At 68.1% G+C, this 26,225-nt stretch carries 27 protein-coding genes, 1 tRNA gene and 1 riboswitch; of the genes, 12 read left to right on the forward strand and 16 right to left on the reverse strand.

Features of this window, described 5'->3' with window-relative positions:
• Nucleotides 1-3 precede the first annotated feature (3 nt).
• The 10 genes from ASF21_RS13140 (at nt 4) to ASF21_RS13185 (ending at nt 8,398) form a co-directional block, all read left to right on the forward strand.
• Nucleotides 4-1,188: a Gp37-like protein gene (locus ASF21_RS13140; protein ID WP_055772071.1), complete on the forward strand. Its 1,185-nt coding sequence runs from the start codon at nt 4-6 to the stop codon at nt 1,186-1,188.
• Nucleotides 1,188-2,204, forward strand: coding sequence for a hypothetical protein (locus tag ASF21_RS13145; RefSeq protein WP_055772074.1), 1,017 nt, complete (start codon nt 1,188-1,190; stop codon nt 2,202-2,204). The genes ASF21_RS13140 and ASF21_RS13145 overlap by 1 nt, the downstream gene beginning before the upstream one ends.
• An 8-nt stretch (nt 2,205-2,212) precedes the next feature.
• On the forward strand, nt 2,213-2,692 hold the full coding sequence (locus tag ASF21_RS13150; RefSeq protein WP_055772076.1) for a hypothetical protein: 480 nt from the start codon (nt 2,213-2,215) through the stop codon (nt 2,690-2,692).
• Nucleotides 2,693-2,701: 9 nt separating this feature from the next.
• Entirely contained in the window at nt 2,702-3,061 is a 360-nt protein-coding gene (locus ASF21_RS13155; RefSeq protein WP_055772080.1) for a hypothetical protein, read from the forward strand.
• A gap of 73 nt (nt 3,062-3,134) precedes the next feature.
• Nucleotides 3,135-3,908, forward strand: a complete 774-nt coding sequence (locus tag ASF21_RS13160) for a M23 family metallopeptidase (protein ID WP_055772084.1) — start codon at nt 3,135-3,137, stop codon at nt 3,906-3,908.
• On the forward strand, nt 3,905-4,090 hold the full coding sequence (locus tag ASF21_RS13165; RefSeq protein WP_055772087.1) for a hypothetical protein: 186 nt from the start codon (nt 3,905-3,907) through the stop codon (nt 4,088-4,090). The genes ASF21_RS13160 and ASF21_RS13165 overlap by 4 nt, the downstream gene beginning before the upstream one ends.
• 71 nt (nt 4,091-4,161) lie before the next feature.
• A complete protein-coding gene (locus tag ASF21_RS13170; RefSeq protein WP_055772090.1) occupies nt 4,162-4,707 on the forward strand; it encodes a hypothetical protein in 546 nt (181 codons plus the stop codon).
• 7 nt (nt 4,708-4,714) lie between these two features.
• The gene (locus ASF21_RS13175; RefSeq protein WP_055772094.1) at nt 4,715-6,097 is read left to right on the forward strand and encodes an SGNH/GDSL hydrolase family protein; all 1,383 of its coding nucleotides are present in this window, start codon (nt 4,715-4,717) and stop codon (nt 6,095-6,097) included.
• 23 nt (nt 6,098-6,120) lie between these two features.
• A complete protein-coding gene (locus ASF21_RS13180; protein WP_157365915.1) occupies nt 6,121-6,774 on the forward strand; it encodes a hypothetical protein in 654 nt (217 codons plus the stop codon).
• A 67-nt stretch (nt 6,775-6,841) separates the two neighbouring features.
• Complete coding sequence (locus ASF21_RS13185) at nt 6,842-8,398, forward strand: hypothetical protein (RefSeq protein ID WP_055772098.1); 1,557 nt, start codon at nt 6,842-6,844, stop codon at nt 8,396-8,398.
• A 54-nt stretch (nt 8,399-8,452) separates the two neighbouring features.
• Here the strand turns inward: ASF21_RS13185 and ASF21_RS13190 are convergent, their stop codons facing one another.
• Nucleotides 8,453-9,280 carry an acyltransferase gene (locus ASF21_RS13190; RefSeq protein ID WP_055772101.1) on the reverse strand — a complete coding sequence of 276 codons (828 nt, stop codon included), beginning with the start codon at nt 9,278-9,280 and terminating at the stop codon, nt 8,453-8,455.
• Nucleotides 9,281-9,554: 274 nt separating this feature from the next.
• Here ASF21_RS13190 and ASF21_RS17445 point away from each other — a divergent pair, with 274 nt between their 5' ends.
• Entirely contained in the window at nt 9,555-9,683 is a 129-nt protein-coding gene (locus ASF21_RS17445; RefSeq protein WP_268753702.1) for a hypothetical protein, read from the forward strand.
• Here ASF21_RS17445 and ASF21_RS13195 read toward each other — a convergent pair whose 3' ends face one another.
• On the reverse strand, nt 9,684-9,992 hold the full coding sequence (locus tag ASF21_RS13195; protein ID WP_055772104.1) for a hypothetical protein: 309 nt from the start codon (nt 9,990-9,992) through the stop codon (nt 9,684-9,686). It abuts the gene before it with no gap.
• A 42-nt stretch (nt 9,993-10,034) separates the two neighbouring features.
• On the opposite strand from ASF21_RS13195, the gene ASF21_RS13200 reads away from it, so the two are divergent.
• Nucleotides 10,035-10,268 carry a helix-turn-helix domain-containing protein gene (locus ASF21_RS13200; RefSeq protein WP_055772107.1) on the forward strand — a complete coding sequence of 78 codons (234 nt, stop codon included), beginning with the start codon at nt 10,035-10,037 and terminating at the stop codon, nt 10,266-10,268.
• 12 nt (nt 10,269-10,280) lie between these two features.
• On the opposite strand, the gene ASF21_RS13205 is transcribed toward ASF21_RS13200, so the two are convergent.
• From ASF21_RS13205 to ASF21_RS13270, 14 genes are all read right to left on the reverse strand, one after another.
• Entirely contained in the window at nt 10,281-11,408 is a 1,128-nt protein-coding gene (locus ASF21_RS13205) for a tyrosine-type recombinase/integrase (protein WP_055772110.1), read from the reverse strand.
• 111 nt (nt 11,409-11,519) lie between these two features.
• Nucleotides 11,520-11,592, reverse strand: a tRNA-Ala gene (locus ASF21_RS13210).
• A 97-nt stretch (nt 11,593-11,689) separates the two neighbouring features.
• A complete protein-coding gene (locus ASF21_RS13215; RefSeq protein WP_055772114.1) occupies nt 11,690-12,370 on the reverse strand; it encodes a histidine phosphatase family protein in 681 nt (226 codons plus the stop codon).
• Nucleotides 12,367-12,777 carry a ribosome silencing factor gene (gene rsfS / locus ASF21_RS13220; RefSeq protein ID WP_055772117.1) on the reverse strand — a complete coding sequence of 137 codons (411 nt, stop codon included), beginning with the start codon at nt 12,775-12,777 and terminating at the stop codon, nt 12,367-12,369. The genes ASF21_RS13215 and rsfS overlap by 4 nt, the downstream gene beginning before the upstream one ends.
• A gap of 27 nt (nt 12,778-12,804) precedes the next feature.
• A complete protein-coding gene (locus ASF21_RS13225) occupies nt 12,805-14,178 on the reverse strand; it encodes a hypothetical protein (protein ID WP_157365916.1) in 1,374 nt (457 codons plus the stop codon).
• 82 nt (nt 14,179-14,260) lie between these two features.
• Nucleotides 14,261-14,974 carry a nicotinate-nucleotide adenylyltransferase gene (gene nadD / locus ASF21_RS13230; RefSeq protein ID WP_414826633.1) on the reverse strand — a complete coding sequence of 238 codons (714 nt, stop codon included), beginning with the start codon at nt 14,972-14,974 and terminating at the stop codon, nt 14,261-14,263.
• A 37-nt stretch (nt 14,975-15,011) separates the two neighbouring features.
• On the reverse strand, nt 15,012-15,248 hold the full coding sequence (locus tag ASF21_RS13235; RefSeq protein WP_055772123.1) for a hypothetical protein: 237 nt from the start codon (nt 15,246-15,248) through the stop codon (nt 15,012-15,014).
• A 107-nt stretch (nt 15,249-15,355) separates the two neighbouring features.
• Nucleotides 15,356-16,744 (reverse strand): glutamate-5-semialdehyde dehydrogenase, encoded by a 1,389-nt coding sequence (locus ASF21_RS13240; protein ID WP_055772125.1) that lies wholly within the window; start codon nt 16,742-16,744, stop codon nt 15,356-15,358.
• Between the two features lie 107 nt (nt 16,745-16,851).
• Entirely contained in the window at nt 16,852-18,015 is a 1,164-nt protein-coding gene (gene proB / locus ASF21_RS13245) for a glutamate 5-kinase (RefSeq protein WP_055772128.1), read from the reverse strand.
• 4 nt (nt 18,016-18,019) lie between these two features.
• Nucleotides 18,020-19,603: a GTPase ObgE gene (gene obgE, locus ASF21_RS13250; RefSeq protein ID WP_055772131.1), complete on the reverse strand. Its 1,584-nt coding sequence runs from the start codon at nt 19,601-19,603 to the stop codon at nt 18,020-18,022.
• A 126-nt stretch (nt 19,604-19,729) separates the two neighbouring features.
• Nucleotides 19,730-19,990: a 50S ribosomal protein L27 gene (rpmA, locus tag ASF21_RS13255; protein WP_028280075.1), complete on the reverse strand. Its 261-nt coding sequence runs from the start codon at nt 19,988-19,990 to the stop codon at nt 19,730-19,732.
• A 55-nt stretch (nt 19,991-20,045) separates the two neighbouring features.
• Nucleotides 20,046-20,354, reverse strand: coding sequence for a 50S ribosomal protein L21 (gene rplU / locus ASF21_RS13260; protein ID WP_043444935.1), 309 nt, complete (start codon nt 20,352-20,354; stop codon nt 20,046-20,048).
• A 212-nt stretch (nt 20,355-20,566) separates the two neighbouring features.
• Nucleotides 20,567-22,147: a bifunctional hydroxymethylpyrimidine kinase/phosphomethylpyrimidine kinase gene (thiD, locus tag ASF21_RS13265; RefSeq protein ID WP_082471552.1), complete on the reverse strand. Its 1,581-nt coding sequence runs from the start codon at nt 22,145-22,147 to the stop codon at nt 20,567-20,569.
• Nucleotides 22,139-22,252, reverse strand: a riboswitch (TPP riboswitch). It overlaps the preceding gene by 9 nt.
• Before the next feature lie 176 nt (nt 22,253-22,428).
• Nucleotides 22,429-25,968 (reverse strand): Rne/Rng family ribonuclease, encoded by a 3,540-nt coding sequence (locus ASF21_RS13270; protein WP_082471553.1) that lies wholly within the window; start codon nt 25,966-25,968, stop codon nt 22,429-22,431.
• Nucleotides 25,969-26,225: the final 257 nt, after the last annotated feature.

The following is a 26,225-nucleotide window of genomic DNA, read 5'->3' on the forward strand; positions in this document are numbered from 1 at the left end:
CCCTTGAAGATCACCGTCTACGACAAGGATCGCCAGTTCGCCGCACAGGTCGGCGCACCGGTGGAACTGGTCATCACCCCGCGGGTCTTCCCCCTCATCGGGACGGCCCGCATGGTGGTGCCGCTGCAGGTGACCGGCACGGACGCGGACCGCATGGTGCACGCCGACGTCGTCGCCGCGCTCCGGGCGCCGTCCGCCCGCGTTGTCTTCGACGACGGCGACCCCGCCTCGTTGTTCACGGGTGTCGTGGACGAGGCGACGGAGACCAGCGACGGCGACACCCTCGAGGTCCTCGTCCTGTCCGACGACAGCCTCATCGGGGCGATCCTCGGCTGGCAGGTTCCGACGTCCGGGGCCACCGGGTACACGGTCGATCAGTCCGCCGCCGAGTACCGGTCGTACACGGGCAAAGCCGAAACCGTGATCAAGAACGCCGTCCGCGAGAACGGCGTCACCCGCCTCCAGATCCCCGGGCTGGTCGTCGCGCCGGACCAGCAGCGCGGCGCGACCATCCCCGGAGGAGCCACCCTGCGGATGCACCCCCTCCCGGACCGGATTTTCCCGAGCGTCACGAACGCCGGAATCGGGATCCGGATCCGGCAGATCGGGGTGCAACTCGTGTTCGACGTGTACGTGCCTCGCGTGTACCCGTACGAGCTCTCCGTAAAGGCTGGGACGCTCAAGGCCTACAAGCACACGAGGCGGCGCCCCACCATCACCCGCGTCGTCGTCGGCGGCCCAGGAGAGGGCAAGGCACGCCGGTACCGGCGCCTCGTCGACACCGGCGCCGAGACTATCTGGGGGTTCTGCGGCGAAGGCTTCGTCGACGCCCGCGACGCAAAGGACGACACCGAACCCGAGGACGTCGCAAAGACGATCGCCACAATGGACGCACGCGGCCAGGAAGCCCTCGTCGAAGCCGGGAAGGTCGACTTCCTGTCCATCACCCTCGCCGAGACCACAGCATTCCGGTACGGGACCGACGGGGTCCTCGTCGGCGACATCGTCCCAATCCGGACACCCGCCGGCGTCATCAACCAGCCCGTCACCGAAGCCGTCCGGACCGTCGTCGCACCCAACGTCATCGTGTCCGAACCAGTCATCGGCGAACGCGTCGACTCGGCAGCCGAAACCCAGAAGAACCTCGCCGCCGTCAAGGCATCCCAACGCAAGGAAGAGAGAGCCTGATGGGCATCGAATCGCACTTCTACGACACCATCCCCGGGCAGGGCATCAACGAGATCGAGTGGTCCGAGTCGGCCCGATCCCGGGGCCCCATCTACGGGGTGTCGAACCCTTCGGAGCTGCTGTGCACGGCTCACCCTTCGACCCCGTACGCGGTGAACATCAGCCCCGCCCCCTCAGGGTTCTGGGGACACGGGGTGTGGGACACATCGGACAGCACCGTCACGGTGGTGTGCACACCGCCCGCGTTGAACGCCCGTCGCTTCGACCTCATCACACCTCGCCGAGACTGGACGCCCACCGGTGGCGGGCCGACCACCATCACGAAGGTGCAGGGCACGTCATCGCGATCGATCCCCACCGGCCGCGAGACGAGCCCGGGCGAGGTCGACGACCAGCCACTGTGGCTCGTCGAGTGGCTCGGAGGTGAAACCCAGCCCCAGTCCATCACCGACCTGCGCGTATTCGGCGGCGGCGGAGGTGGACAGATCGCCATGAACAAGATGGCCCTCGAGTACCTCAAAGCACCGGGGGCGAGAGTCACGATCGACGGCACGCTCTACCAGTACGAGCCGATCGGTAATGGCGTCTGGGACTGGGTCATCCGCGACGGCATCCAGCACATGGAGTTCTGGACCGGGAGCAACGGGTTTGGCTGGGCCGGCGGCGGCCGAGCATGGGACGTCGGGCCTCTCTCCCACGACGCGAACTACGCAGTCAACGCGGGCTTCGCGGAGCAGGGCCCCCTGTCGGGGTCCATCAGAATCCTTCGGCGCGGCTACTACGAGGGCGGTTCCATCACCACCCCCCGCACCACGAACGTCGGCAACGCCGGAGTGATCCTCAGGAACGGGCGCGGCGACGTCATCACGACCGGCAACACCTCCGGATACCTCTGGGAGATCTCGACGACGTTCCCCCGCACCCTCTTCCAGGCTGGCGAGGTCATCCGCTTCGGAGCAGTATCGATCGGGTCCGGAACCGTCGACACCCGCGTCCGCATCGACAAAGTCGGATAGAGGCACCCATGTCGCGGTCCGATCTCATCAGCGAGCAGTACATGTCCCGACGCGCAAGGTTCTACCTGCTCGTCGCCGCTGGCCGCCACCTCATCATCGGCCTGCTCTGCGTCCTCGACCCAGGGTCCTTCACCTCCGGCTCCTACCAAGGCATCATCGACGCCGTAGCCGGCATCTCACTCGGAGCCGGGATCGTCTTCTGGGGCTACCTGTTCCTCATCACCGGAGCAGCATGCCTCATCGCCGCGGTAGTCGGGAGGGAAGCCGCAGCACGCGCCGGACTCCTGTTCTCCGTCGTCACCACAGCATGCTGGGCCGGAGGATTCTTCGCCTCCATCTACGGCGGAACCTCCGCAGGTTACACGGGCGCCGTCATCTGGACAGCGGTCTTCCTCAAAGACGCGACCATGCTCCGCCAGCCACTGCGCAACCCATTCGAACCACTGATCCAGAAGGTGACGGCCGATCTGACACGGCGCGACAAGTAGGGGACACACATGCAGATCGACATCGCCGCCCTCATCGTGTCCCTGACGGGTCTCGCCGCACTGGTCTGGAGCATCATCCAGGCCAGGCGCGGACGTAAGGACACCATCGCGCAGCAGAAAGCCGCCAACGAACTCGCCACCCGCGAGCAGTCATGGGAGGAGCTGACTGAAGGCAAACGGATCGCCGAGGAGGACCTTCGCACCGAGCGCACCACGACCCGGGACCTCCGCCGCGAGAACGACGGGCTCTACCGCGACATCCGTACCCGCGATGAACTCATCGCGAAGCACCGCGTCTGGGACATCGACGCACGGCACCGGTTGAAAGACACCGACATCGGCGAGCCTCCTCGCCTCTACCCACACTGAGCCCCGCCAATCGGACAGGGCTTTTCCGCACCCTGCGAAAGGGACCCGAATGAACGTATTCAGTAGACACCCGGTGGATAACCCGGTCATCACCCAACCGTGGGGAGCGAACAAGACGGGCGGCGTCGGGGCGGACCCGAACGGCACTGCCGTCCAGCAGCTCGTATTCAACTACGGCAACTACCAGCCGATGGGCCACGACGGCATCGACTACGGATGCCCGATCGGAACCCCCGTCTATGCGCCAGGGGACGCCGTCGTCGACTACGCCGGGTGGGGCGAGAACATGCCCGAATGGGTGGCCCTGAAATACGGGTTCATTTACGGGCCGGGCGGGTGGCCCTCGGGAATCGTCACGTGCCTCGACCACGGACCGATCGGGTCGTACATGGCCCACAAGCAGGAGTCCTACATGGACGCCCGGGTGGGCCAGCGCATTACAGCAGGCACGCTCGTCGGCCTATCGGGGAACACCGGCCGGTCAGGTGGACCCCACGTCCACTTCTCCGCCATCCGCTTCCCCGTGAACTACTCCGACCCGCTCTACTCGCGGGTCAACCCACTCGACCACTTCTCCGTGGTTACGAACACACCCATTAGGCCCGGCAGCACGGGCGCAGCAGCAACGGAAGAGGACGACATGGCTCTCACGAACGAAGACATCGACAAGATCGCCGACCGGGTCCTGACTAAGGTCGTCGTCGACAACAAGGGGAAGGGCCAGAACAGTCTTGCGTGGGTGCTGACATCGCAGCGGGCCTCCCGCGACGAGGACCGCCGACTGCTGGCGGACTCCATCAAAGGCGCCGTGGCAACCATCGTCGCCGCGATCAAGGGGGCCAAGTGAACGACTTCGCACCCTACGCCAAGTTCATCGTCGCGATCCTCGGATCCGGTACGACCGCGGCCCTCGGCCTGATCGGCCCAGGAACGGACCTGTTCGTCGTCCTCACCGTGCTGTCCGCGATGCTCACCGCCGCCGGCGTCTACGTCATCCCCAACGGCACAGGGAAACGTCGAGCCGAATAGCACCACTCCTGCACCACCCCGGACCTCCTAGTGGGGTCCTTTTCTATGCCCAACCCCACTAGGAGGCCGCCGTGCCGGACATCTACTACCCGGGCATCGCAGCTGGCGACGCCGCTTCGGTCGGCCCGGACGGCGTCGTCAGCGCCATCGTCACTTCGAACACCACGTACCAGGTGTTCGAGGAGAACGACACGACGTTCAGCAACCCACTGACGATCAAAACGCCGTCCGGACTCACCCGCCTGGATGTTCCGGTCGGGGCGCTGCCGATCTTCCCCGACGTGTACGTCGTCTCCGAGAACTTCCACCACATCTGGAAGTCCGGGAACCTGAGCTTCCGCCGCGACTCCAACGACGCGAAGGACGCCGCGGTCATCGCCGCCCGAGACGACGCCGAGCTGGCCCGCATCGCAGCTGAGATTTCCGCTGACGCAGCCGAAGAGGCGAAGCAATTCGCGCAGGGCCCAACGGACGAGCAGGTAGACGAGGCCTTCAAGCGTGCGTCACGCCCGTCGAACCTCGCACTCGCCCCAGACGGGGTCCCCTACATACTCCTCGGCGCCAACGACATCACCGTCTACCAGGGCACCGACGGCAACTACTACTTCACCGGATAGGAGCCACATGGCCCTCCCCCAGGACGACCCGGTCATCCGACTCCTCACCGAGCAGAACGCGGCCGACATCTACGCACCCCTCGACGCGGTGGAAGGGATGGTCGTCGATGCAATCGCCTCAGACGCCGCACCTGTGCAAGCAGCAACGAACGCCGTAAACACAGTTCTTGCCGGGGTCGACGTCGTGAAGGGCTCTGACGCACGGGCGCTTCGAGATGTGCGCAGCACTCAGTACGCCTTGCCGTTCACCGACGAGGCAGGCTATATCGCCGGCGGCGTCAAGCCGGATGGCGCTTTCAACTTCGAGAAGCCGCCGACTGTTCTCGGGGTGGCGGGAACAGTCGCCCAGCCTGTCAGCGCCCCTGGCTGGGCTGAGGTTCACGTTGATCAGGACGGATACATTTCTCACGGGGTCAGGTCCGATGGGACGTTCGTGGCCTATAAGACCGCCGCGGCGTCGAGCCTTGACGCCGCAAACGACATGCTCGGTTACACGCGCTCGGCCAAGACCCGTATCGCGACCTTGGGCGACTCCTTGACCGCTGGCTATGACGGGGTCTCCGGTAACTGGTCCACGGGCCAGTCGTGGCCAGCCCAACTCCAAACTCTCGTGCCCGCGGGCGTCGAGGTTTTCAACCGGGCCGTCGCTGGCTGGACTGCCGATGAGATAGCCATCAATCTGGGGGGTCTCCCCTTTGAGGTTGCAGTCGTGGGCGGGACAATCCCTGCGTCGGGTCCGGTGAATCTGACGACTAGCCAGATAATTGGCTGGACCGGTGCGAACAACATCCGATCCTTCCACGGTTCCCTCGCTGGTATCTCCGGGGTGATCCGAAAGAATGAGGGCAACGCGCTCATCTTCACCAGGAACAGTGCGGGGGCGGCGACACCCGTCGACGGGCCGCTCCGCTTCGCCGCGAACTGGGACCTGCACCGGACCGACACCCTCATCATCTTCATCGGGCGCAATGACGTCTCTAATAACGTCATCGGCGCCGACTCGAGCGTCGTCACTCACGTCGTCGCCTCCACACAGAGGCTCGTGAACTACCTGACGGTCGATCTCAAACAAGTCATCTTGGTCGGGACAATCACAACGACAACCGAAACTCGCGGGACCGCCGGGCACGCGACCGTGACGAGTATCAACGCCGCCCTCGCGGCGAAGTACGGCCCACGCTTCGTGGACGTCCGCCGGTACCTCATCGACAGGTGCATCTACGACCAGGGCATCACTCCTACATCGGACGATCTTGCAGCCATGGCGGCGGACACTTTGCCGCCGTCCATCATGGCCGACGGGACGCACTACACCAAAGCCTCAGCCGCACTTCTGGCGTCAAAGGTCTTCTACCCATACCTGCAATCGAGAGGCTGGATCCCGCAGTGACCGCTCGCGCCATCATCGCCCCGGTGTCCTTCGGCGACACCACCCTCCCGAAGATCGAACTTGCGTACGTACGGCCTGTCGCTGGTGCAGTGAACGACTGGGCTGCGGACATCCTGCCGGTCGGTTTGCTCGCGTCCTGGCCCGATCTTGTCAGCGGTTTGGTACTTCCGTCTCGCTCCGCCGCTGGCAACATGCCATCTGTCGTGACTGATGGCGGCCGGCGGATCGTCCGGTTCGACGGTGTCGCGAACTGGATGCAACTCGCCTACGCGAAACCTCAACCAATGACAACGGTCATCGTCGCGAGGATGAACGAACTGAAGGCTGGCAACACCGTCCTCGCCGGAGGCGTGCACGTCCGCACCGACGGCACCAACACGAAAATGGAAGTCACGGCCGGGACAGCACTCGGCACCTCGGCGGCCGCAGTCAACACCAACTGGCGGATCTACATCGTCGTCAACAACGGTGCAAATTCCAGCATCAGCGTCGACGGAGTCGAAGTAGCCGGCAATGCGGGCACCAGCTCGAGGACGTTCATCAACCTCGGGATCAACAGCGCCGCCAGCGTCTTCAACAGGACGGACTACACGCGCCTCGCGTTCCTGCCCTACGCCGCCACCACCGCCGAACGTGCTTCGATCCTCGCCCAGATGAAAGCCCAGTACGGCCTCTGACCCAGCCACGCGAAGGGGAGTCACCAGCGACGGTGGCTCCCCTTTCCCATGCCCGTAGGAGGGTGCAATGCCGGAAACCCCAGCTACACGGGTACTCACGGAGGCGAACGCCGTCGAACTGTTCAAGGACCTGTTCAACGACATCACGGGCGCCCCGTTCAACGTGGTCTTCGATGCCCTCATCTGGACGCCCGAGATCATCGAGCAAAACACGATCGGGCTCCGCCTGGCCGGGCAGACCCCCGGCTTCCACCAAGCCCCAGCAGGGTTCTGCAGGTACAAAGGTGAGGTAGAGATCCATACGAAGACGTTCCTCGAGGGCCGGGGGCGGGAAGCCACGCAGTTCCACCACGCGGCCGGCCTCGGGTGGGACGCCCGCGGATTCGTCTTCCCCCCTGGCACCCACGACGCAGGGCTTCGCCATCTAACCGTCGACGGCCGCTACTTCGAGCGAGACACCACCATCGGCACCGCCCCCGGCACGCAGCCCGCCGGCGGGATCTACGGCACCAACGTGTCCGTCGTGAACTCCCGGCACATCTACCTCGAGCACGTGCGCTCCATCAACGCCGTCCAGCACTGCTTCGACTTCACCACCCCGTACTACGGGAACGCCGGCGACGGCGCGATCATCCCGGACCCCTCCGAATTCATCTACGCCACCGACTGCTACGCCGATAAGTACGGCGACGACGGCTTCACCTCCCACGGATCCGGACACATCTGGTACACCCGCTGCCACGCCAACGGAACCCGCTACGCGCTGGAACGCTCCTACGTGAACTCCAACGGCTTCGAAGCCGACGACTACTCCTACGACGTCAACCACACCGACTGCTACTCCACAGGCAACGCTCACGGCTTCGAAGCGAAGGCCCACGGCACCATGAGCGCCGCACGAGACGTCACCTACATCGGATGCCATGCCGAGCGGAACGAATGCAACTGGTCGCAGCGACACATCGGCCATCACGTGAACTACCCCGGCAACCCTGCCGTACGATCGCTGACCGCTGAGAACATCCAGATGATCGGTTGTAAGTCCACGCACCCTCGCCGGGTGTTCTTCGGCGGTGTCGAGAACCCCGACCAGGACGTCCCAGACGACCAGACGCCACCCGGGAGCCAGTACCACCACTGGGTTGTCGGCGCATATCACGGGGTCACAAACACCAACTTCACGATGCGCAGCGACCCGAACTACAACTACGCCGGCAGCTCCGCGGTACTCATCCACTTCCTCGCCGGAGAAGTCGTCCTCGACGGCTACCGCATCCAAGGCCACACCACCGGCACCTGGGACATCCACTGCACCGGGGGGGATCAGCCCGCCGAGAACGTCACCATCCTCGGCGGCACCCATAAGGACTCAGCACCCGGCGGCATCTCCTGCGGAGGATCCTCCAACGCATCCATCCAGCACATCCGGCTCTCACGCAACGTGCCGGGTTCGCCGAACAAGACAGCGTGCCGCGCCTTCGGAAACAAGACCATCCGCGACGTGAAGATCGACCCCGCCACCCCGTACCAGTACAACTTCGACATCAGCCAGACGTTCTACAGCCAGTACGAGAGCCCCCTGGTGACAAACGTGGCCTACAACCCGCAGCCCGTCTTCGCCTAGTCACAGAAAAGCCCCGCACTCCAACCGGAGTGCGGGGCTTTCTACGTTCAGCATTCAATTACTGACGGTCACCGTGTGTTTTGGTTCGTCGAATTCGTGCCCTGCTGCGGCCGCAACGATGTCTCCCTCATCGCGGGCGTGCGCCTGAAAGCTGCAGGAGTCGCAGGTGAGAAGCTTCGAGCCTCGTGGCACGGGTGCCGGCTCTTCGGGGCTGAGCATGGGCTCGATCTCCTCGGTCAGGTCAAAGCTGTTCTGGGTGTGCTTCCGTACCCAGTGGACGTTACTGCGTCGCACAGTGGCCGGCGACCCGGCGGCCAGTGAATGGGGAGGTATCGGGCCTCCTCGCATCACCATGCTCCGAGCACCGATGATGCTGCCAGTGCCGATGTGCGACCCGGGCATGATGAACGTCTCCTGCCCGATCCACACATGATCCTCGATGACCACGGGGCGGGAAGGGTTGATGCGCTGCCCTGTGACGCCGTCGTAGATCGGGTGGGAGTCGTCGCCCTTGATGCGAACGTGGTTGGCGATGAGGATGTCGTCACCGATGGTGATGCTCTGGCCCTCAGCGGTATTCACCTGCAGGTCGATACCGCAGTAGATGTTGTATCCGAATGAGACGCTGCAGCCGAGGCCTAAAGACGTGCGGCCCCGGTAGAAACCCTTGTCAGCCAGGGATGCAATCGAGTCGTCACGTTGGAAAGCGATCTGCCCATACATGCGCACGTTCTCCCCGAAGACGAGCTTGCAGTTCGAGCCCCTGAACTCCACGATGCTGTAGCCGTTCGTTCTCGGGGTTCCCTCGATGACGTTCCCGTTGTCGTCCGAATAGGGCTTGATATCTGCTCCGCGCAGCAGGACAGGCGTGATTTCGTTCATGAGTGTGCGTTCCTTCGTCGAGACCTTCGCCAATGGTGTCATAGCAGGGTGCGAGGACGTTGGACCGTCACCGCGGGCGCTTAGGGTCACACCCATGGAACGCGCACCCCGCCCAGGCTGGCACGGCATCCCACCCTCGAGGGACAGGTACGTGCCACCGATCAGCTTGCCGGGACCCACATCCGGAATCACCGAGACTACTGACAAAGCACCGCCGATCTGGATTGACCTCGTGTACGCGGACGGGCAGAAGCAGACAGTGAGAGGCTTCGCGATGGCGTGGACCAACAGCATGGTCCGCGTGCAGTGGGTCGAATACAGCGTGGCACGTGAAGTGTGGGTTGACGCCGGCGTGGTGAAGCGCCGCCAGCTCGAGGAGCGGAAGCGGAACCGCGACGGCTGATCAGGCTGGGGTGACCGCGTTCCTCCACACCCAACCCTCTCGCCACGCGTCGACGTGCTGCTCGTAGAAGCGAATCTTCACGGCGGTTCTGGTCCACGCTGTTGCCATGGCTTGCATCCGCACGGCCTGCGTTGGGTAGCGCACCCACGCATACACGCGGCGCGGCTGGTCAAAGTTCTTCGGAGGGTTCTGTCGAAGCTGCAGCTCGGCTGCGGTGAGGAGCATGGGTTCCTCGCGCATCACCCATTCCCCGATCCGCTCGTCCATCAAGCGGCCGTAGTGCTCGGCGTACCGCTTGTTCTGGCCCATTTGATGCAGGGTAGGAGCCGCCGGTGACCTTATGATCGGCTCATGACTGCTCAGCCCCGTTTCATGACCCTCACCGATGCTGCGGAGGAGTTGGCGGTGAGTCAGTCTCAGATGTACGCGCTCGTGAAGTCTGGCGACCTGCAAGCGATTCAGGTTGGCGGCCGCGGGCAATGGCGGGTAGAGCGGGTGAAGCTCGAGGAGTACATTGCCCGCATGTACGAGCAGGCGGAAAAGCAGCGTGGGAAGCTCAAGCTGGAAGACCTCCCCGCCGAATAGCCTTTGGCCCGGCTAGGCGCCGGCGATGGCTCGTTGAGCGCTCACTGCTGTGGACTCAAGCGCCTCGGGTAGCAGGTGGCTGTAGAGGTCGGTCGTTGTGGTCGTGGACTCGTGTCCCAGCCGCCGGGACAGCTTGAAGATGTCGGTGCCGGCGTTCAGCATCCACGACGCATGGGTGTGGCGGAGATCGTGCAGGCGTGGCTTCTTCTCCAGCCCGTGCGCCTGCGCGGCGACGATCGCCGGGTACCAGGCTCGCCGATAGACGGTCCCGTTGCGCATGACCTTCCCCGTCGGCGACGTGAACACCTCGCCCTTGGTGAGCTTCGCCCGCTTCACGAGCGACGACACCACGGCGACAGTGTCCGGCGCCAGGGCGACCGTCCTCCGGGACCTGCGGGTCTTCGGCGGGCCCACGTAGTACCCGCCCGCCCCGTCCTGCTTCCACGCCTTCGAGATACGCACGGACGGCGTCGCGCCGTCGAGGTCGAAGTCCGACGCAACGAGTGCCGTCGCCTCCCCCATGCGTAGCCCTGTTGCCACGAGGAACCGGAACAGGGGCACATAGTGGGGGTGTGCGAAGCGCATGAGAAGCCGGAACTCCTCGTGCGTGAGGAACGTGACCGGCTCGACGATGTGGTCGCCCTTCGGCAGGTTGACCCCCTTACACGGGTTGTCGGGTCGCAGCTTCAACCGCACCGCGGTGGACAGACCGGCGGACAGGAGCCCGTGCACATTCGCGATGGTCTTCGCGGACTTCCCCTGCGCCTGCATCCACTTGATCCAGGCGACGACGTCGTCGTACTCGATCGCGTCTACTGGGCGGCCACCGAGTGGCCCGTTGAGGTAGAGGCGAAGGTACGTTCGGTACTTGCTCTCCGTGCCGAGGCTGATGTTCGTGAGCGACCCGACGTGCTTCTCGATCGTCGAGGTGACAGTCGGGGCGAGGGACTTCTGCTCGAGGATGAGCCTTTGGGCGATGTCGAAGGACTGCCCGTTGGCGTCGAGGAGTCTCTTGAGAGTGAGCGCGTGGTCGCGGTCCTCTGTGGCGATGGAGTCCTGCTTGCGTGTGAGCGGGTCCCGCCATCGGACGGTGTAGCTGATGTCCCCATTCCGCAGGGGCCGCTCGACGATGTGTGCCATGCCCTGAACTCTAGGCACCGGCGCTGACTTTCAGACCCCCCGTTTGTGAGCAGGTGAGCCAGTTTTGTGAGCGGGAAACAGAAAAGGCCCGGTTTCCCGGGCCTCGAACTGTGGAGCTAAGGGGATTCGAACCCCTGACCCCCTGCATGCCATGCAGGTGCGCTACCAGCTGCGCCATAGCCCCGTACTCACGCCGCTTCAGAAGGCTTTCACACCGCCGAAGCAACTTGTCCAGTGTAATGAATTCTGGCGGCAGCGCCAAATCGGCTGGGGCACCGAGGTCAACCCTCGATGGGCTCGGCCGGAAGGGAGCCCAGACCCACGTTGTGCTCCGTGAGTTGCCAGGAGAACAGCGCATCGCCCCGGTCTACGACTTCGTGCACCTCGGACCAGTGGCAGTTGGACAGGCCCGCCAAGGCCCCCCACCGTTCGGGCGGCAGCCCCATCAGCGCTGCCAGCGCAGCCCTGATCGCTCCCCCATGACTGACGACGACGAGCGTGCCGGCCGGTGCGATGCGTCCGACGGCCTCGGTCACCACCGCAAGCATCCTCCGTCCGACCTCGATGCGGTTCTCCGCACCACCCGCGCGGACGGTCGGGTCACCACCGCGCCAGGCAGCGTTGTCCTCGGCGAACTGCTCGTCGATCTCGGCGAAGGACAACCCCTGCCACCGGCCGGCATCCGTCTCGCGCAGCCGCTCGTCATAACTCACGGTCAGGCCGGTCCGCTCCGCCAGCGCGGCAGCGGTATCCGCCGCGCGACGCAGGTCCGACGAGATGATGGCTGCCGGATGGCGGGTCTCGAGCACCTCGGAAGCCCGCAGGGCCTGCTCGCGGCCCGTGGCATCGAGGTCGATGTCCTCCTGGCCCTGGAACCGTCCCGCATGGTTCCACTCCGTCCGCCCGTGCCTCCAGAAGATGACGCGACGAGCCCCGGGGTCAGCGTGTACGTGCCGCGTCACTCCGCGACGTCGCCGGACACTGCCGCCTGCGGCGAGCTCTGGAGCGTACCTTCGAGCTCCAGGTCCACGGACGGGCAGTCCTTCCACAGCCGGTCGAGCGCGTAGAACACGCGGTCCTCCTCGTGCTGCACGTGAACGACGACCTGCGCGTAGTCGAGCAGCACCCAGCGGCCCTCGCTGCGACCCTCGCGACGAACGGGCTTGAGTCCCTGCTTCGAGAGTTCCTCCTCGATGCCATCGACGATCGCGTTGACCTGGCGCTCGCTCGGAGCGGAGGCGATCACGAAGACGTCCGTGATGGCGAGGCGGTCACTGACGTCGATGGCGACGATGTCCTGGGCGATCTTGTCCGCTGCCGCGTGCGCCGCGGTGCGGGCGATGCTGATGGACTGTTCGGTTGCGCTCACTGATCTCCTTGTGTGTGGCCAGCATTCTTACCCATTGAGGGAGCTGACTGTCATCATTATCCCGGTTGAAAGTGCGGCTGCGCCCATCCCGAGCAACGAGTACTGCAGGTAGCGTACGCGGCGCATCCGCCCGAGCCCCGCCGTCATCGCATCGAGGGGTTCCAGTCCGAAGGCGCTGCGTGCCTCGACGGGCCCGGACTTCGGCTCCCCGGCAGGGTCGGATGCCACGCGCGGATCCGTCTCCCCGGACCGGGCCGGCACGACCGTTGCTTCCCGCCCGGGCTTCGGCAGCACGATCGGGATGTGCGACGTCGCGGGCGCCCGGAGGATGGCCTTGCTGCCACCGGGCACCTGGATGTACTCGGGCGGCGCGACGATCGACAGGTTGTGGGCCGCCGCCGGGTCATTCGGGACGGGTGTGCGCGGCTGCATCTGCTCTGCCAGTTCCCTGACCCGCCTGGCACGCGCGTTGAGGACGGCGGCCCGCTCGGCCAGCGCCTTCTGCTGCGCCAGGACCTCCAGGTCGACCGTGAACGGATCCTTCTCGCCCTGCAGGAGGACGGCATGCCGCCGCGCGTCCTCGAGGAGCGCTTCGCGGGTCGCCGGGTCGTTCTCGATCGGCGTCCCGGCAGATCCTTCGGCCGCGCCGGCCTCATGCTGGCCGGTGTCGCCGGTGTCGCCGGTGTCGCCGGTGTCGCCGGTGTCGCCGGGAGCCGGCAGCGCCGCTTGCGCCATCCTGCCCGTGTCGGTCTGTCGACGTCGGTCCCTGCGGCCGCCGGGTAACCGATCACGCGTGGACCCTGCGGTGGTCGAACCTGCGCGTGGCGGCAGGGGCTCGGAGGAGGGTCGGACGGCGGAGGAGTCCGCTGTGCCGTTCTCCTCGGCGGCCGGAGAGCCGGAACCGGCGAGCACCGGAGGTGCCTCGACGGCGTGCGACGGATTCACCGCGTCGGCCGCGCCGTCATCGTCGGTGTCGGTGGGGACATCGTCGGCCTGAGGGTGCCCCGTGGGATCGACGGCCCGCCCCTGCGCGAGCTGCAGCCTCAGCTGACGACGGGTGGGCGTCTCGACCCTCGCGCCGTCCTCCGTCCCTGCCGTCGCGCCCTCCATGAATGCACGCCTGGCCAGCATCGCTTCCCGGTCGCGGGCGCGGGCCCGCGCATCGCGCTCCTGGCGCCCCGCGGGAACGGCGTCCACCGGTGTACCGGCCGCTCTCCTGCTCCTGCGCGGCAGCTGCCGCGCAGGAGCTCCCCCGTCCGTCGCGGTCCCGGACCCGCCTCCTGCTTCGGCTTCGTCGATGGTTTCTGCTCCGGTTCCGGCAATGGTCCCTGCCGCGCCGGTGTCCACCACCGAACCATCGACCGGATCGTCCCGTGACGCCGACGCGTCGCTTCCTGCCATGACCGACTCCCCTGACTCGGCACGGTCCGCTTCGTGAGACCCGGAGACCCGTGCGTCGTCCATCATCCTGCTCGTTGCTGATTCACCCGGTGAGTCGTTGTGCGGAGCTGTGATCGCCCGCGTGCCTTCCCTCGGACGGGAAGACGTCTTCGTCGATCTCCGCCGACATGACTTCCTCGAGGTCGCCGACCCTGCGGTAGAGGCGGTGCTTCGCGATGTACTGCACCACGCCGTCGGGCACGAGATACCAGACGGGCTTGTCCTCGCCGACGCGCCGACGGCAGTCCGTGCTGGAGATGGCCATCGCCGGTACCTCCAGCAGGCTGACGTCGCGTCCCCCGCCGTTGAGTTCGTGCCCGGGCCGTGTCACACCGATGAAGTGGGCCAGGGACCACAGTTCCTCGGCGTTCTTCCAGGTGAGGATCTGCGACATCGCATCCGCGCCCGTGATGAAGAAGAGCTGCGCATCGGGCCGCTGGACCTTGAGGTCCCGCAGCGTGTCGATCGTGAACGTCGGTCCGGGCCGCTCGATGTCGACGCGGCTCACCGTGAAGCTAGGGTTCGACGCCGTGGCGACAACCGTCATCAGGTATCGGTGCTCGGCCGCCGTGACGTCCTTGTCCGCCTTCTGCCACGGCTGTCCGGTGGGGACGAAGACGACCTCGTCGAGATCGAAGACCGAGGCCACCTCGCTGGCAGCCACGAGGTGCCCGTGATGGATCGGATCGAAGGTTCCACCCATGACGCCGAGGCGCCAGGGTGAACCGTCACGATGTCGCTGCCGGGGCCCGCCCATGACGTCCCTCCGGTTGCTGTCCACGGGACCGGTACGGCTAGTGCCGGCCCGCTTCACCGTGGTCGTGGTTGTTGGCGTGCTGCTTGTGGGGATCGAGGTGCTCCTCGACGGCCTCGTGCCGGTTGCGCACGTTGGAGAAGGACACCGTAACGATCATGAGGGTCAGGAGGATGCCCATGGCGATCAGTCCGTACGCGATGGCGGGCATCGGGAGTTCGGTGTGGTGTTCCATGGCTTCGGTCGCCAGCAGTGCGCTGCCGAGGGAGTAGAGCATCGTGTGTCCTCTGTCGGGTCATGAACTGTCGGACCATTCGGTCCGGCGCGGGCATTACGTCCCATGGTACGCGCTCGGCCCCCGGGGCCTCCCCTCGGCCACGGCCTTCAGCGCCGGATCTGGCCCTCGCCCTGGACGATCCACTTGGTCGTCGTGAGCTCGCTGAGGCCCATGGGCCCGCGAGCGTGCATCTTCTGCGTGGAGATCCCGACCTCCGCACCCAGTCCCAGTTCCCCGCCGTCGACGAAACGGGTCGAGGCGTTCACCAGGACGGCTGCGGAGTCGACGCCGGCGACGAACTCCTCGGACGCCGCGAGGTCGTTGGTGATGATGGCTTCGCTGTGTCCCGTGCTCCACCGTCGGATGTGCGTGAGGGCCTCGTCGACGGAATCGACGGTCCGCACCGCGAGGTCGAGTTGCATGTACTCGCGGCCCCAGTCGTCATCGGTCGCTGCGGGGGCGTCGACCCCCTCTGGCAGCAGCGACCGGGCCCGATCGTCCACGTGCAGGGTGACACCGGCGCGGATGAGCGCGGCAAGCACGCCCGGTGCAGCCGCCGACCGGCTGTGGACGAGGAGCGTCTCGACGGTGTTGCACACACTGGGGCGCTGGGTCTTGGCGTTGAGCAGGAGGTCGACGGCCATCTCCTCGTCCGCGGACGCGTCGAGCAGGATGTGGACGTTGCCCTCACCGGTCTCGATGACCGGCACGCGCGCCGTCGTCACGACGGACTGGATGAGGTCACGGCCACCGCGTGGGATGAGGACGTCGATCCGACCGCGCGCGGCCATGAGGACCTGGGCACCGGCCCTGCCGTATTCGTCGATGGTGAGGACGGCGTCGTCGGGCAGCCCGTGGTCCTCGAGCGTGTCGCGGATGATGCCGATCAGCGCGGCGTTGGTCGCCCGGGCCGCGCTGCCGCCGCGGAGGACGACGGCGTTGCCGCTCTTGAGCGCCAGCCCGGCGATGTCGACCGTGACGTTGGGACGCGCCTCGTAGATCGCCGCGACGACTCCGAGGGGTACCCGGACCTGCCGCATCCGCAGTCCGTTGGGCAGGGTCTCCGCACGCACCGCGGTGCCGACGGGGTCCGGGAGGGCTGCCAGCTGCGCGAGGGCGGCGGACAGCCCGTCGATCCGCGCGGGGTCCAGGGTCAGGCGGTCGAGGAGATAGTCGGAGGTTCCGGCCGCACGGCCGCGTTCGACGTCGGCCCGGTTCGCTGCGAGGACGACGTCGCGGCGCGCCACGATCGCCTCGGCGATGGCCAGCAGCGCGCGGTCCTTGCGAGCCCTGGTGGCGCGGCCCAGGACGCGCGAGGCGGCGCGGGCCCGGTCGGTGATGGAGTGGACGGCCTCGGTCAGCTCGTCCGGTGACAGCGACGAGCCGGACGACGCGGGCGACGCGGACGACGCGGACGACGCGGACGGATGGGTCGACGGCGATCGCTCGGCGTCGTCGTCGTTCTGCGTGGTGCGGGCGTCCTGGAGCTCGGTCATGCGGACAGTCTAGCGAGCTGCTCCGTCCGGGCCCGCGGGTCTCCGCTTCGTGACGCAGCCCTCAGCAGGGGCGGTGAAGGCCACACCGCCGCCCTGCCGCGGCTCGCTCAGGACGCTGCCGGTCCCTGCCGGAGGACCACGAGATCGTTGACGTGGACGACCGAGCGTTCGTACTCCGCGCCGAGCTCCTCGGCGAGGTCGTGGGTGGACCGGCCGAGCATGCGTGGCAGCTCGGACGAGCTGTAGTTGACGAGACCGCGGGCCACGACGGTCCCGTCCCCGGCGACCAGCTGCACCGGATCTCCGGCCTCGAAGGCGCCCGAGACGTCGACCACCCCGGCCGGGAGCAGGGACCGGCGCCGCTCGCCGACAGCGCGGACCGCACCGTCGTCGAGGACGAGCGTTCCGACCACCCGCGCCAGGTGGGCGAGCCAGAGGAGCCGGATCGGTTGGCGCTTGCCGGTGGCCGTGAACCACGTGCCGACGTCGTCCCCCCGCAGGGCGGCTGCCGCGTTCGTGGTGGACGTGACGAGCGCGGGGATGCCGGACGACGCGGCGATCGTGGCGGCCTCGACCTTCGTGACCATGCCGCCCGTTCCGACGCCGGCCTTGCCGGTCCTGCCGATGGTGACCCCCTCGAGGTCCAGCGGTGAGGCGACAAGGGGGATACGCCGGGCCCCCGCGCTGGGCGGGCCGTCGTAGAGGGCGTCGACATCGGACAGGAGCACGAGTGCCTCCGCCTTGACGAGGTGTGCCACGAGCGCGGCGAGGCGATCGTTGTCGCCGAACCGGATCTCGTGACTGGCGACGGTGTCGTTCTCGTTGACGATCGGTACCACCCCGAAATTGAGGAGGCGCTCCATGGCCCGGTGGGCGTTCGCGTAGTGGGAGCGCCGGATCAGGTCGTCAGCGGTGAGCAGGATCTGGCTCACGGTGATCCCGTGCGTGCCGAAGGCCTGCGAGTACCGTGCCATGAGCAGACCCTGCCCCACGCTGGCAGCGGCCTGCTGGGTGGAGAGCTGGGCCGGGCGTCGGGCCAGGCCCAGCGGGGCGAGGCCCGCCGCAATGGCACCGGAGGACACGAGGATCACCTCGGTCCCCCGTTCCCGCCGCTCGGCCAGCACGTCGGCGAGGCCTGTCAGGGCCTCGCCGGAGATGCCGCCCGTCACCGACGTGAGCGAGGACGACCCCACCTTGACGACGATGCGGCGTGCCGATGCGAGCCCTGCCCGATCGGCGGCGGGCCGCGGCCCGGACTGGTCCAGCGCCACGGTCCTAGCTCTGGGACTCGGCGTCGGCCTCCTGCTGGGCAGGGGCGGACTGCTTGCGGTTCTGCACCGACTCGGTCCAGATGCCGGCTTTGCGATCGGCTTCGAGCTCGGCGCGCGCCGCAGCCTTGGCGTCCTTGCGTTCCTGGTACTCCTCGCGCTTCTGCTCGCGCGTGGGCCGGATGTACTCCGCCAGTCGGAGATCGCTGCCGCGGGGACCCGCCAGCAGTTCGGCGCCGCCCATCATGGTCGGCTCCCAGTCGAAGACGACGCCGTCGCCCTCGCCGATGACCACCGTGTCGCCGGGCTTCGCGCCCGACTTGAACAGCTGCTCCTCCACGCCGAGCTTGGCGAGGCGGTCGGCGAGGAAGCCCACGGCCTCGTCGTTGGTGAAATCGGTCTGCTTGACCCAGCGCTCGGGCTTCTCGCCCAGCACGCGGAACAGCGGCAGCGCGTCCTTCTCCTCGTTGCGGATGCGGAAGGAGGCGGCATTGACGCCGCGGGGGCGCAGCACGGGGGGCGCCACCACGGGCGGAGCCGTGGCGACGGCCTTGCGGGCCGCCTCGACGATCTCCGCCATGGCGAAGCCCAGCTGGCGCAGGCCCTCGTGGCTCGATGCGGAGACCTCGAACACACGGTAGCCACGGGATTCGAGTTCGGGCCGGACGAAACCGGCCATGTCCTTGCCGTCGGGGACGTCCACCTTGTTGAGCGCGATCAGGCGGGGCCGCTCGTTGAGGGGCACGACGTCGCCGGCGGGGCCCGCGAAGCTCATGTCCACGGCGTACTTCTCGAGCTCGCGCTCGATGATGGCGAGGTCGTTGAGGGGGTCGCGGTCCGTCTCCAGCGCGGCGCAGTCGAGGACGTGCACGAGGGCCGCGCAGCGCTCGACGTGGCGCAGGAAGTGGTGTCCGAGCCCCTTGCCCTCGCTCGCACCCTCGATGAGTCCGGGGACGTCCGCGATGGTGAAGCGCGTGGAGCCCGCCTCGACGACGCCGAGGTTCGGGACGAGCGTCGTGAACGGGTAGTCCGCGATCTTGGGCCGGGCGGCCGACATCGCGGCGATCAGGCTGGACTTGCCCGCCGACGGGAAACCGACGAGGGCGATGTCCGCGATGGACTTCAGTTCCAGCACGACGTCGCGCTCGTCGCCCGGGATACCGAGGAGGGCGAAGCCGGGCGCCTTCCGCTTCTGGGAGGAGAGCGCGGCGTTGCCGAGGCCGCCCTGGCCGCCGGCAGCGGCGACGAACTCGGTACCCTCGCCCACGAGGTCGGCGAGGACCTCACCGTCCTTGGTCTTCACGACCGTGCCGTCGGGGACGGAGAGGATCAGGGTCTCTCCGCTCTTGCCGCCGCGCCAGTCGCCCATGCCGTTGCCGCCGTTGGTGGCGTGGCGGTGGGGGGCGTGGTGGTAGTCGAGGAGGGTCGTCGTCTGGTGGTCCACGCGAAGGATCACGTTCCCGCCGTCGCCGCCGTTGCCGCCGTCGGGTCCACCCAGGGGCTTGAACTTCTCCCGGTGGACGGACACGCAGCCGTGGCCACCGGTGCCACCGGATACGTGCAGGACGACGCGGTCTACGAAGCTCGCCACGTGGGTCTCCTTCTACAAGTACTTCACTGTGCCGAGTCTGATCGGCTTAAAAGAAGGTGGGGCGAGCCGAAGCGGCTCACCCCACCCGAATGCTGGTGCACGGTCGGTGCACGTCCGCGGCGCAGATTACTCTGCTGCGGCCCCTACGATGTTGACGACCTTGCGTCCGCGACGGGTACCGAACTCGACGGCACCTGCCTCGAGTGCGAAGAGGGTGTCGTCGCCGCCGCGGCCTACGTTGGCACCGGGGTGGAAGTGGGTGCCGCGCTGGCGGACGATGATCTCGCCGGCCTTGACGACCTGGCCACCGAAGCGCTTGACGCCGAGGTACTGCGCGTTCGAGTCGCGGCCGTTACGAGTGGAGCTTGCGCCCTTCTTATGTGCCATGGTGTGTGCCTGCCTTCGCTGAAGTGTCTAGGTGACCGATCGGTAGTCCGAAGGACTACGCGATACCTGTGATTTTGACGCGGGTCAGTTCCGAACGGTGACCCTGGCGCTTCTTGTAGCCGGTCTTGTTCTTGAACTTCTGGATGACGATCTTCGGTCCACGGAGATTCTCGACGATCTCGGCAGTCACGGAGACCTTCGCGAGGTCCTCCGCTGCCGAGGTGATCTTGGCGCCGTCGACCAGAAGGAGGGCGGGAAGCTTGAACGTGCTTCCGGCCTGACCGGTGACGCGGTCAAGGGTAACGAGGTCTCCTACAGAAACCTTTTCTTGGCGGCCGCCTGCGCGGACAATCGCGTACACCACTTGGGAACTCACTTCTCTCGACAATCTGACTTCTGATGAAAAAACTCGGGTGCGCCTCGAGCACGAACTGCTGCGCCGCACCGGGCCCGCTCTGTGCGTCGTCGACGCTGCTGCCCTGGGGCTGCCGGAGCCCGACCGGATTCCTGCGGGGCCGTGCCCCTCCGGGTTCCGGCGGACACGCCGTTAACAGGCGGATGCACCGAGGGTCAAGATTACGGCAGGACGACGCCTTCCCGCAAATCAGCGTGCTCGGTCGGCGCGGCGTCCGCGGATGGTCCGCGGTGCGCGTCGAAGAAGTCGCGCTCGTAGGTGGCGGACCAGCGGAACGCCAGGAGCATCGCACCCCGCTCGCCCGGCGAGGCGGCGCGGTGGGCTCGGTCGGCGATCAGCTTGGCCTCCGCGGTGGCCTCGGCGAAGACGGGGTCGGCGTACGTCGCGATCCAGTCACCGTAGGGGTGGGCCGCCTCTGCCGCGCCGGCGTCCTGCCGCACCTGGTCCCGGATGTAGTCCCCCACCGCGGCATAGAGCCAGAAACAGGGCAGCACCGCGGCGACGAGCTCGGCGTAGGAGCCACGGGCCGTCGTCGCCACGAGATGGTCGCAATAGGCACGCGTGACGGGGCCGGGCAGGTCCTCGCCGCGCGGTCCGTGCTCCGTCCCGAGCCATGACCGGTGCAGCTCCGCCTCCGTCTCGAGGCACGAGGCGGCGCACCGGAGCCAGAACAGCTGCTCGGCCTCGGTCGGTGCCAGTGAGGCGGTACGGGCCAGCACGCCCGCGTACTCGCGGAGATAGAGGGCGTCCTCCCTCAGGTACCACGCGAAGTCCGCCGCGGGCAGGCTGCCGTCGGCCAGCCCGACGACGAACGGGAGCTGCAGGATCTCGTGCCGCAGGCCGGCGGTGTCCCGCCAGGCGAGGTCGGTGAACGGCTGCAGGTGGCGCGGATCCGGCAGCGCATGGAAATGGTGCACGGGCCCGGCGCCACGCCCGACCCGCAGGGATGCCGAGGCGCCGAGGGCTGCTTCGAGCCACGCCTTCGCTTCACGGACGGCGGCGGACCAGTCCCCGGTCACCGCGTACCGCGTGGCGACGGCGGACGAGAGCGAGCAGCCGGTCCCGTGCGTGTTGTCCGTGCCCACACGGCGTCCGTCGAATACAAGGGCGTCACCGGGGCGTCCGGCTCCCTCGCCCGGCAGGATCAGGGCATCGGGGCAGCGCGGCCCCGGCAGGTGCCCGCCCTTGACGAGGACGGCCGTCCCCACGCGTCCGGCGAGCTCCCGCCCCTGCCGTAGCGCCTCCTGCCAGGATCCGGCAGGCTCCACACCGATGAGGACGGCGAGCTCCGGGATGTTCGGGGTGACCAGGGACGCGCGGGCGGCCAGACGGAGAACGGCCCGTACGGCGTCGTCCTGGAGCAGGCGCGCTCCACTCGTCGCCACCATGACGGGATCGAGGACGACGGCGGCGGGCCGGACGCCGTCGAGCCAGCCGGCGACGCAGTCCGCGACCTCCTCGCTCCCCAGCATCCCGATCTTCACGGCATCGAGGAGGATGTCGTCGGACACCGTATCGAGCTGCCGGCGCAGGAACTCCACGGGCGGGGTGTGCACGCCTGTGACACCCATGGTGTTCTGGGCGGTCAGCGCCGTCGCCACCGCGAGGGCGTACCCGCCGTTGGCACTGATGCTCTTGACGTCCGCCTGGATCCCGGCTCCCCCGCTCGGGTCGGATCCGGCGATGCTCAGGACGTTCGGGATGACCGTGTCCCGGCTCGTCGCTGCTCGGTGAGGTTCCATGGCTGACATCCCTCCGCTAGGCCCCGGACGCCGTGCGTCCGCTAGATCAGGTTCGACGGGTGTGATCTCAGCCCTGCATCCGGCAGGGCACCCCGTGTCACCGGTCAGCCTAGCGCAGCTCCAGGGCACCACGTCCCTGGCCGGCGGCAGGGGCCGGACGTCGAGCGTCGTGCCCTTGGTGCAGGCGATCCGCCGTCGCTCCCGGATCGGACCTCCCTGGACGCGGAAGAGGACCGGAGTCCCCTGGACCCCGGTCCTCTTCCGTCCTGCAGCGCCTGCTGCTACAGCTCCGAGGCGGGTACCCCGACGCCGAAGATCAACGGCTCTGCGGCACCGGTCGCGGGCGTCCGCACCTGAGCGTGGGCTCGAGCGACATGTCGCGTGCCCGACGGTTCGGCTGCGGCTTCGGCGCCCTGCGTCTCGATGGTGGTGTCCGCAGCACCCTGCGCGCTGCGGGCGACACGGCGGCGGGGCCGTGACCGGACGGCAGGAGCCTCCTCCGCCGCGGCCGGGGCCACCCGGGTGGTCCCGGCGGGAGCGGACGACGGCGCCACTGCGGCAACCGCCTCCGGTCCGGGCGCGCGCTGCGGGGCAGCCTGCCGCGCCTCGCCCGATACCGCCGTGCGTCCGAAGGCCTCGCTCAGGCTGTCGAGGGTCAGGCGGGTCGCCGGGGCGTCCGCCGTCTCCTCCGCGGCAGGACGACGCCGATGGGTGGCCCGCGGCAGGGTCACCGTCTCGCCGTTGATCGTCAGCACGGCCTCGGTGACCTGGATGTCCGCGTCGGCGGCCGCGACGTCGGTGTGTGCACCCCGATCACCGTGTGCCGCGGATTCCTCATGGGCGTGGTGCGTTGCCGCTGCGATACTCGCGAGTGCCGCTCGGGCCGCCTCGGCCTTCGCCGCGCGGTCGGGACTGTCCGCGACGGGCGCGGCAGGCGGCGTCACGAGGTCGTCCTGCTGGCCGCCACGTCCGCCGCGGTTCCGCTTGCGCTCGCTGCGGGACATCTTGTCCTGCCGCGACTGCTGCTGCTCGGGTGCAGGCAGAGCCCGGCGGTGCTCGACGGGCTCCATGTGCGTGACGACGCCGCGACCAGCACAGTGCTCGCAGTCCTCGCCGAAGACCTCCAGCAGCCCGGTCCCCATGCGCTTGCGCGTCATCTGGACGAGGCCGAGCGAGGTGACCTCCGCGACCTGGTGCTTGGTCCTGTCGCGCCCGAGGCACTCCACGAGGCGCCGGAGCACGAGGTCGCGGTTCGCCTCGAGCACCATGTCGATGAAGTCGATGACGATGATCCCGCCGATGTCGCGCAGGCGCAGCTGCCGCACGACCTCCTCGGCGGCCTCGAGGTTGTTCTTGGTGACGGTCTCCTCCAGGTTGCCGCCGCTGCCGGTGAACTTCCCCGTGTTGACGTCGACCACCGTCATGGCCTCCGTCCGGTCGATCACCAGTGATCCGCCCGAGGGCAGGAACACCTTCCGCTCGAGGGCTTTGGCGATCTGCTCGTCGATGCGCGACGCCGCGAAGATGTCCTCCTCGCCCGTCCACTTCTCCAGCCGGCCCACCAGATCGGGCGCCACGTACATGACGTAGGCCTCGATGGTGTCCCAGGCGTCCTCACCGGAGACGACGAGCTTCGAGAAGTCCTCGTTGAAGACGTCGCGGACCACCTTGATGGTGAGGTCGGGCTCGCCGTACAGGAGCTCCGGCGCGAGGGTCTTTGTCGAGCCGGACTTGCGCTCGATCTCCTCCCACTGCGCGCGGAGCCTGTTGATGTCGTGCGTCAGCTCTTCCTCGCTGGCACCCTCGGCCGCCGTGCGGACGATCACGCCCGCGTTCTCCGGCAGGCGGTCCTTCAGGATGCGCTTCAGGCGGTTGCGCTCGACGTCGGGGAGCTTGCGCGAGATGCCCGTCATGGAGCCGCCGGGCACATAGACCAGGTAGCGGCCGGGCAGCGAGATCTGGCTGGTCAGGCGGGCGCCCTTGTGGCCCACCGGGTCCTTCGTGACCTGGACGAGCACCGGGTCGCCGGACTTCAGGGCGAGCTCGATCCGGCGCGGCTGCCCGTCGAGGCCGGCGGCGTCCCAGTTCACCTCGCCGGCGTACAGGACGGCGTTGCGGCCGCGCCCGATGTCGACGAAGGCCGCCTCCATGCTGGGGAGCACGTTCTGGACCTTGCCGACGTACACGTTGCCGATCAGGGAGTCCTGCTGGGTGCGGGACACGAAGTGCTCCGCCAGGATGCCGTCCTCGAGCACGCCGATCTGGATGCGGTCGTCGCTCTGGCGTACGATCATCTGCCGGTCCACCGACTCACGGCGCGCGAGGAACTCCGCCTCGGTGATCACCTGGCGGCGTCGGCCCGTGTCACGCGACTCGCGGCGGCGCTGCTTCTTGGCTTCGAGGCGCGTGGAGCCGCGCACACTCGTGACGCGGTCCGAGACGGGTTCGCTGGACTGGCGCGGTGCGCGGACGCGCGTGACGGTGTTGGGCGGGTCGTCGTCCTCGCCACCGGTGAGTTCGAGATCCTGGTCACCGCGGCGGCGGCGGCGACGACGACGCGAGGTGACGGCGGTGGAGGCATCCGGCCCGTTCGCCTGCGGGGCATCGTCGGAGCCCTCGGCGTCGGACCCGTCCTCGGCGGCACCGGTCGCGGAATCCGCGGCAGCGTCTCCGCGCGTGCGGTTCCTGGTCCGGCGGCTACGACGCGAGCGACGGCCGGCATCCTCGGTGTCGTCCTCCTCGGAGTCGTCGTCCCGGGGCGCCGCGACCTTGACGGACGGCACGGTGACGGTGGTGAGGTCGGGCGCGTGGAACAGCAGGGACAGCGGGGATTCGGGGACGGCGAACGGGTCGAAGCGGTGGGTCGAGCTGTCCGCTGCCTCCTCGGTCACGTCGGCCGGATCCTCGCCGGCGGCGACGTCCGGCTGGTTGCTCGGCTGCCCGGCAGGCTCGGACGATACTCCGGTCGCGGGTGCGTCCGCCTGTGCCGCTGCGTCGACCTGCCCGACGCCCTGCCCGTCGCCCTGCGTCGCGGCGCGGCCGGACCTCCGGGAGGTGCGCCGTGTCGCCGGGCGGGTCGCTCCGGTCTCGGTGGCGGTGTCCGGCGCTGCACTGTCGGGCGCGGCTGCAACGACGTCCCTCGGGGCGGAGGCGTCGGGGACGGTGTCCGTCGTCGGTGCTTCCACGGGCTCGGAGGCGCGACGGCTGCGGGTGCGGGTGGCGGTCCGCCTGGTGCGGGCGGGCTTCTCCTCGGCACCGGACGAGGTGTCTCCGTCGCCCACGGTTGCGCCCGACGCCGTTGCGTCGACGGGTGCCTCAGCGCTGTCGGACGACTCGGTGGACTCGGGGGGAGCGGCGGCCGCGGCACTGCCTGCCCCGATCGTGGCCGGCGCGGCGGGCTCGACGGCACGGGCCGGTCCGGCCTCCGCGGTCGCGGCACGACGGCGGGTCCGGGGCGCGCGTGCAGGTGCTGCACCGTTCTGCGCCCCTGCCTCGGTGGAGATCGCCGAGGGCAGAGCGGACTCGGCCCCGACGGATGCGTCGGCAGGGTCCGCGACGCCCGCGGCAGGGGCGACAGCCGGCGCAGCGGTCTCGTCGGTGACGACGACCGGCTTGCGGACGCGGGTCGCCCTCTTCCGCACGGGGGCCGCGACGGCCCCCTCGGGCGGCGCCGGCGGCGCGGGTGGGGCGCCTTCCGGCGCGCTGGCCGCCCGGCGCTTCCTCGGGGCCTTCGGCGGGGCGGTGTCCGCCGCGACCTCCGGAGTGGTCACCGGCGCGTCCGTGCGGTCCTGTTCGTTCCCCTGCAGTTCTGACTGATCCATGGGTCTCGCTCCAAACCCCTGCGGCGCCGGCCACATTCCGGCACCCACCAGGGCGGTATGTCGGCCGGCCGCGGGCCCTTCGCCCGGCGGCAGACCGGAAGTCGTTGTCATGTCGTCCGAGGTCACACCGTCAATCGGGTGCGGAATCACTCGGAGACCAGTGGCGCTTTTCCACCTCAGCCGCCCTTGCGGACGGTGGGTCCCCCCAGCGGATTCCGCCTCCTTCCGCCGGTGGGGCGGACTCGGGAGGGCAGAAG

This window comes from Arthrobacter sp. Leaf234 (assembly GCF_001422665.1).
Classification (GTDB): Bacteria; Actinomycetota; Actinomycetes; order Actinomycetales; family Micrococcaceae; genus Arthrobacter_D.

Bases quoted from the DNA above. Each gene is read 5' to 3' on its own strand.
- ASF21_RS13145 (WP_055772074.1), top strand. From the start codon at position 1,188: ATGGGCATCGAATCGCACTTCTACGACACCATCCCCGGGCAGGGCATC.
- ASF21_RS13150 (WP_055772076.1), top strand. From the start codon at position 2,213: ATGTCGCGGTCCGATCTCATCAGCGAGCAGTACATGTCCCGACGCGCA.
- ASF21_RS13155 (WP_055772080.1), top strand. From the start codon at position 2,702: ATGCAGATCGACATCGCCGCCCTCATCGTGTCCCTGACGGGTCTCGCC.
- ASF21_RS13175 (WP_055772094.1), top strand. From the start codon at position 4,715: ATGGCCCTCCCCCAGGACGACCCGGTCATCCGACTCCTCACCGAGCAG.
- ASF21_RS13185 (WP_055772098.1), top strand. From the start codon at position 6,842: ATGCCGGAAACCCCAGCTACACGGGTACTCACGGAGGCGAACGCCGTC.
- ASF21_RS13190 (WP_055772101.1), bottom strand. From the start codon at position 9,280: ATGAACGAAATCACGCCTGTCCTGCTGCGCGGAGCAGATATCAAGCCC.
- ASF21_RS17445 (WP_268753702.1), top strand. From the start codon at position 9,555: ATGGCGTGGACCAACAGCATGGTCCGCGTGCAGTGGGTCGAATACAGC.
- ASF21_RS13195 (WP_055772104.1), bottom strand. From the start codon at position 9,992: ATGGGCCAGAACAAGCGGTACGCCGAGCACTACGGCCGCTTGATGGAC.
- ASF21_RS13200 (WP_055772107.1), top strand. From the start codon at position 10,035: ATGACTGCTCAGCCCCGTTTCATGACCCTCACCGATGCTGCGGAGGAG.
- ASF21_RS13205 (WP_055772110.1), bottom strand. From the start codon at position 11,408: ATGGCACACATCGTCGAGCGGCCCCTGCGGAATGGGGACATCAGCTAC.
- ASF21_RS13225 (WP_157365916.1), bottom strand. From the start codon at position 14,178: ATGGCAGGAAGCGACGCGTCGGCGTCACGGGACGATCCGGTCGATGGT.
- nadD (WP_414826633.1), bottom strand. From the start codon at position 14,974: ATGGGCGGGCCCCGGCAGCGACATCGTGACGGTTCACCCTGGCGCCTC.
- ASF21_RS13235 (WP_055772123.1), bottom strand. From the start codon at position 15,248: ATGCTCTACTCCCTCGGCAGCGCACTGCTGGCGACCGAAGCCATGGAA.
- ASF21_RS13240 (WP_055772125.1), bottom strand. From the start codon at position 16,744: ATGACCGAGCTCCAGGACGCCCGCACCACGCAGAACGACGACGACGCC.
- rpmA (WP_028280075.1), bottom strand. From the start codon at position 19,990: ATGGCACATAAGAAGGGCGCAAGCTCCACTCGTAACGGCCGCGACTCG.
- thiD (WP_082471552.1), bottom strand. From the start codon at position 22,147: ATGGAACCTCACCGAGCAGCGACGAGCCGGGACACGGTCATCCCGAAC.
- ASF21_RS13270 (WP_082471553.1), bottom strand. From the start codon at position 25,968: ATGGATCAGTCAGAACTGCAGGGGAACGAACAGGACCGCACGGACGCG.